This window comes from Photorhabdus africana (assembly GCF_035181445.1).
GTDB classification, from domain to species: Bacteria; Pseudomonadota; Gammaproteobacteria; order Enterobacterales; family Enterobacteriaceae; genus Photorhabdus; species Photorhabdus laumondii.
In genome coordinates this window covers 1-4,565 of sequence record NZ_JAXBVE010000087.1, presented here as the reverse complement: position 1 = coordinate 4,565, position 4,565 = coordinate 1, and the positions used below count along the sequence as shown (strand labels likewise).

At 33.3% G+C, this 4,565-nt stretch carries 4 protein-coding genes; 3 read left to right on the top strand and 1 reads right to left on the bottom strand.

Annotated elements, in window-relative coordinates:
* Nucleotides 1–746 precede the first annotated feature (746 nt).
* The 3 genes from SLS51_RS22500 (at nt 747) to SLS51_RS22490 (ending at nt 3,567) form a co-directional block, all read left to right on the top strand.
* Entirely contained in the window at nt 747–1,640 is an 894-nt protein-coding gene (locus tag SLS51_RS22500; RefSeq protein WP_323840735.1) for an ISAs1 family transposase, read from the top strand.
* 360 nt (nt 1,641–2,000) lie between these two features.
* Nucleotides 2,001–2,492 carry a GNAT family N-acetyltransferase gene (locus SLS51_RS22495; RefSeq protein WP_262978306.1) on the top strand — a complete coding sequence of 164 codons (492 nt, stop codon included), beginning with the start codon at nt 2,001–2,003 and terminating at the stop codon, nt 2,490–2,492.
* Between the two features lie 349 nt (nt 2,493–2,841).
* On the top strand, nt 2,842–3,567 hold the full coding sequence (locus SLS51_RS22490; RefSeq protein WP_323840734.1) for a Gfo/Idh/MocA family oxidoreductase: 726 nt from the start codon (nt 2,842–2,844) through the stop codon (nt 3,565–3,567).
* A 283-nt stretch (nt 3,568–3,850) separates the two neighbouring features.
* Here the strand turns inward: SLS51_RS22490 and SLS51_RS24420 are convergent, their stop codons facing one another.
* Nucleotides 3,851–4,120 (bottom strand): IS110 family transposase, encoded by a 270-nt coding sequence (locus SLS51_RS24420; protein ID WP_369293958.1) that lies wholly within the window; start codon nt 4,118–4,120, stop codon nt 3,851–3,853.
* Between the last annotated feature and the right edge of the window lie 445 nt (nt 4,121–4,565).

Sequence of the window (4,565 nt, the reverse complement as noted above, 5' to 3'; positions counted from 1 at the left end):
AATCCCCCACCGCGCGTTGGGTGTTTCTGGCCTTTGAAGGGATCAGCACCTTTGAATTTCAAGAACATAAAATGGTGACAGGAATGCAATCTTACCACCATGAGCTTTTGAATTTATTAGGCGCACAATATAAAGCGGTTTATTCCTGAATTAGGTGCGGAATGAAGGATAAAAATACAATTCGTAGATTAAAATCATTTGATTTTTTATAAAGATATAAATCACTTTCCAAAATAGTGCTCCACTTCGTACAACTCCTTGTGTAGTAAGGGTTGTAAACTATACATAGCAGAGTTATGAGTTAGTACGGTCTATCAAGCATCAAATTTGCACTGTTTGGATATTAATCAAATAGACCAACTGTATCAATATTATGAAATCCTATTTATATCTATGTCTCTCATTTAAAATTATATTCTGTCAATAATAAAACACCTATAAACATTTCCATAAAAGGATTATAAATTCATTTTCTAATCAACACATGAAATTTTCAGTAAAAAACATCACCCTTTAAATGTTATAAAATTCATATTTATATAATTTTCAAATCGTGATAACATATTTATTAAAATAATTAATTTCATGATTACATTAATTATTTTATGAAGTAAAATATTAAATATATTACTTTCCACTACAGTTATCTATCAAGGCAAATTTGCAAATACCTTAAAAAAATCATAAATAATTTACTCTATACGGAAACATATGAGCCTATGCTTCCTTTTACGGGAAACTGAACCATGCTTACTGATATATTTGTACATTATTTTAGTGTCATACAAGATCCGAAACTATCTACCAAAGTCACTTATCTCCTCTTTGATGTTTTATTCCTGACAATTTGTGCCACCATTGCTGGTGCGTACAGGTGGAAACACATTGAAGATTTTGGTGAAGTCTATTTGGGCTGGTTTCAGGAAAAAAATCTCTTCCTTAATGGTCAGTCTGTTCATAACACGATTGCCCACATTATTCCGCCCAAATTGGGACGTTGCTTTCTGCAATGGATCAAAACGGTTTATGGACAGTTAGAAGGACTATTGATTACCATTGATGGTAAAACCCTAAAAGGGATACATTACCATCATTCCAAACAATCTGCGATCCACATGGTAAACGCTTTTGCTACCGCTAATGGCCTGATGATGGTTCAGAGTAAAAAACAAGAAAAATCAAATGAAATCAAAGCAACTCTAGAGATTATTTACTTACTGCAACTAAAAGAATACTTAATATCAATTAATGCGACAGGATGTCAAACCGAGATTACTTCATTGATTATCGGACGAGGTAGTGACTATTTATTGGGTATCAAATGGAACCTCCATAAGGCTTTAAAAGCTGCTACTTCCAAACATATAGCCCACTATCTCCCTAAGCACCTCTTTGTAAAAAGGTATCATGACCGAATTAAAATCCGTGAATATTATGTTTTACCGACTAGTCAGTTAACGAGAATCCTCCCTAATTGGAAAAGTTTGTCTCCTCCAAGTGCAGTGGTGGATTATCAGCAAGAAATGTTGGGAAAAGTCTCTTTTGACTACCATTATTACATCAGCTCAGTCCCTGCCAGTACCGTAAGAGGATGTAGGGAAATTGAAATAGCTTACATTGGATACTGGATGCTTCAATAAAAGAAGATGCCTGCCAGATATACCTCCCAAACGAGGCAAAAATTCTGGCCTGTATAAGCATAATATGTTAATTATGTTAATTATGTTAATTATGTTAATTATGTTAATTATGTTAATTATGTTAATTATGTTAATTATGTTAATTATGTTAATTATGTTAATTTCAGAATCAAAAAAAATAATATTGAGTGTAAACAAAATTGCTGCAATAAATAGTCAGTATTTTAGAAGCAGTTCTTATTGCTGGATTAACTTCGGCGGCTAATAAGCAAACTCTCATGCTCTTGCCCTAAGTTATCTATCATCTCATTCTAAAAATACACATTCATTACAAAAATAACTAATAGAGGCGAAAAAATCATGCAAGAAAATCTATCTATTCGCAAAGCTACAATTCAAGATACAGAAGATTTAGTGGAGTTAAGAAAAATTTTATTATCCAGTGGTAATACCCACTATTCCGCTAAAAGTGAAGAAGATAATTTAGCCTGGCAAAATGCATATAGAGATTGGATTAAAGAGAATATTTCAAACAAAAATGTATTAATTCTGGTTGGACAATATGGTGAAGATACAAGCATTTGTTCATGTGTTATTGGAATTATTGATTTACGAGCCCCTATGGTCGGTGCACTTAATGGGCGAATTGGTTGGGGACAATCTCTTGTAGTACGTAAGGATAGGCGAGACTTAGGGATTGCTGAAGCTATGATGGATAGTTTCCATAGTTGGTTTAAAAAGCAAGGTGTTCATAAAATTGTTATTCAATCTAGTAAAATGGCAGAAGAATTCAATAGAAAAAGAGGTTATATCCACACTGGAGAACAATTATTATTTAAAATAATTAAATAGGAAAATGATACTATGAAAGTTTTAATTATCGGAATGGGCTTCTCAGGAAAAATGTTTGCTGAATCATTTCATAACATATCACATCTATACAATGAGGGCATTAGTATTGCTTATACTTCCAGATCAAAAAAGAATATTAGTTTGATGTACTACCCTACTGTCAGCTTTAGAATTATTTAATCCAGACATATTAGTAATATCTGTTAATGATGAAAGTCATGGGGAAGTTTTATCTTTAATTCAAAAATTCAATGGATTTGTTATATGTGAAAAACCTTTTGTAGATCCTAGCTTCAAATTAAGCACAACAGAAAGTCTATTAGAATTTTCATCAGGATTTTGTTTAAATATGGTTGCAAGATATTCACAAGCAGCTCGATTATTAAAATTTTATGTAAAGGAAAATAATTTAAAACTGTTAAGAGCAAACTTCTTATGGGAAAAGAATAGAATTAATGACTATCGTCCAACAACAGGAATTATCAGTGAAATCATACACCCTTTAGATCTTATTCAGTGGATTAACTTCGATTCCCCATTATATTTAGACCACATTCAAGGTGTAAAGTCTGATTATTCAATATCTGGAAACGAAGTTCCAGACAGTGTTTCTATCATAGGTGAAATTAATGGAGCTGTAGTCACAGGATATAGTAGTTTTGTAAATCTATTTAGAAGAAGAGAATTAGATTTTGTTTTCCATAATGTTCATAATCAATTAATTTTTTCCCAACTAGCTTTTGACACACCAAACTGGTATGAAGATTCAGTAAGAATTTGGACAGAAACTAGTATTCAAACTGAAGAAATTTTATATTTCAACTCTCTTGACCATGAGTATAATGGAGATAGAAAAATAGAGCGGATTATCAATGTTGTCAAAGACATTACTGACTTTGTTATTCTGGGAAAAAAACCTTCTTTTGGATTTCCAACTTTAAAAGAAGCTATACGCCTTCAAAAACTACTTAATACAATTGATTCTAAGAAGCCAAATTTTCATAAAGTCAAATATAACCATTCAAAAGAAAGAATATTATTAAATGAGCAAAGTGGATTTGGACGATTAGGATAAAAATAATAAGGAACTTAAATGTGACTTTTCAGACCTCGACTGACAACTTTATGTATATTTAACATATGTTAGTTGAGGTTAATACGAACAAGAAAATACAGGGTCAAGTGGTGATTGACCAGATTATCCATACAACGGGTTCTGGCTACAGAGATTTAGTGATAAAAATTGGAGACATCTTGTGCATCCATCATATTTTCTATAAGGGGATCATTATAAGGTTCTGAAAGACCTCGTTGCACGAGATATGGAAGAACATGTGCATCTTTATTGTCATTTTTATCTAGGTTTTATAAAGCATTTCCCGGGCTCGAACACAGGAAAGGGAAGAAAGCAGCCGACATTCAGCTCTTTGTTGTACCAGACAATATGTGATATTACGGTGATAGCCAGCCGTTGGCTCAAATCCAACGCAGATTTTTAAATAAAGTTTGCTTGATGCCACGTCCAATAATCGTTTGTAACCAATTAGATCATTAGTTACCTTCATATAAACCTGCCGTCCGTTTCCAAACAAGATCAGAGCATCATGTAATTTTTTCGCAATATCCAATGCAATAATGACAGTATCTGAGCTATGTTAATGTTGTTTCTGAGCAGTCATTTTATACCCGTCATCTTTCAAGTTGCCTCTTTGTTGGCTGCGCTCACTCACCCCGGTTACAGAGTTATCTATGCTTCCGGGGATTCGCTCCCTTTCCGCCGCGATCCATCTTGAAATCCATAGGGTATATATCTTTCTATCATATGAAGTGATACCACTTAATAGTTTGATAGAAATGGTTACTCATTGTTTTGTTACTGAGGTAACATGGCCTAGAGTTTTCCGAACATGAATGGATGACTAAATTATTAGGTACTCAAATCTATTTTGCGCCCCCTTACTCCAGGGCAACCGCATGAATGATTAAATATCACTCACATTAGCAAAACCCGCCTGTAATACTCGCTCCAAAAATTGGGTTTTCATCCATATTCGTCTACGTTTCGCTTTGATG

Coding starts and splice junctions, on each gene's coding strand:
- SLS51_RS22500 (WP_323840735.1), top strand. CDS start 747: ATGCTTACTGATATATTTGTACATTATTTTAGTGTCATACAAGATCCG.
- SLS51_RS22495 (WP_262978306.1), top strand. CDS start 2,001: ATGCAAGAAAATCTATCTATTCGCAAAGCTACAATTCAAGATACAGAA.
- SLS51_RS22490 (WP_323840734.1), top strand. CDS start 2,842: ATGGTTGCAAGATATTCACAAGCAGCTCGATTATTAAAATTTTATGTA.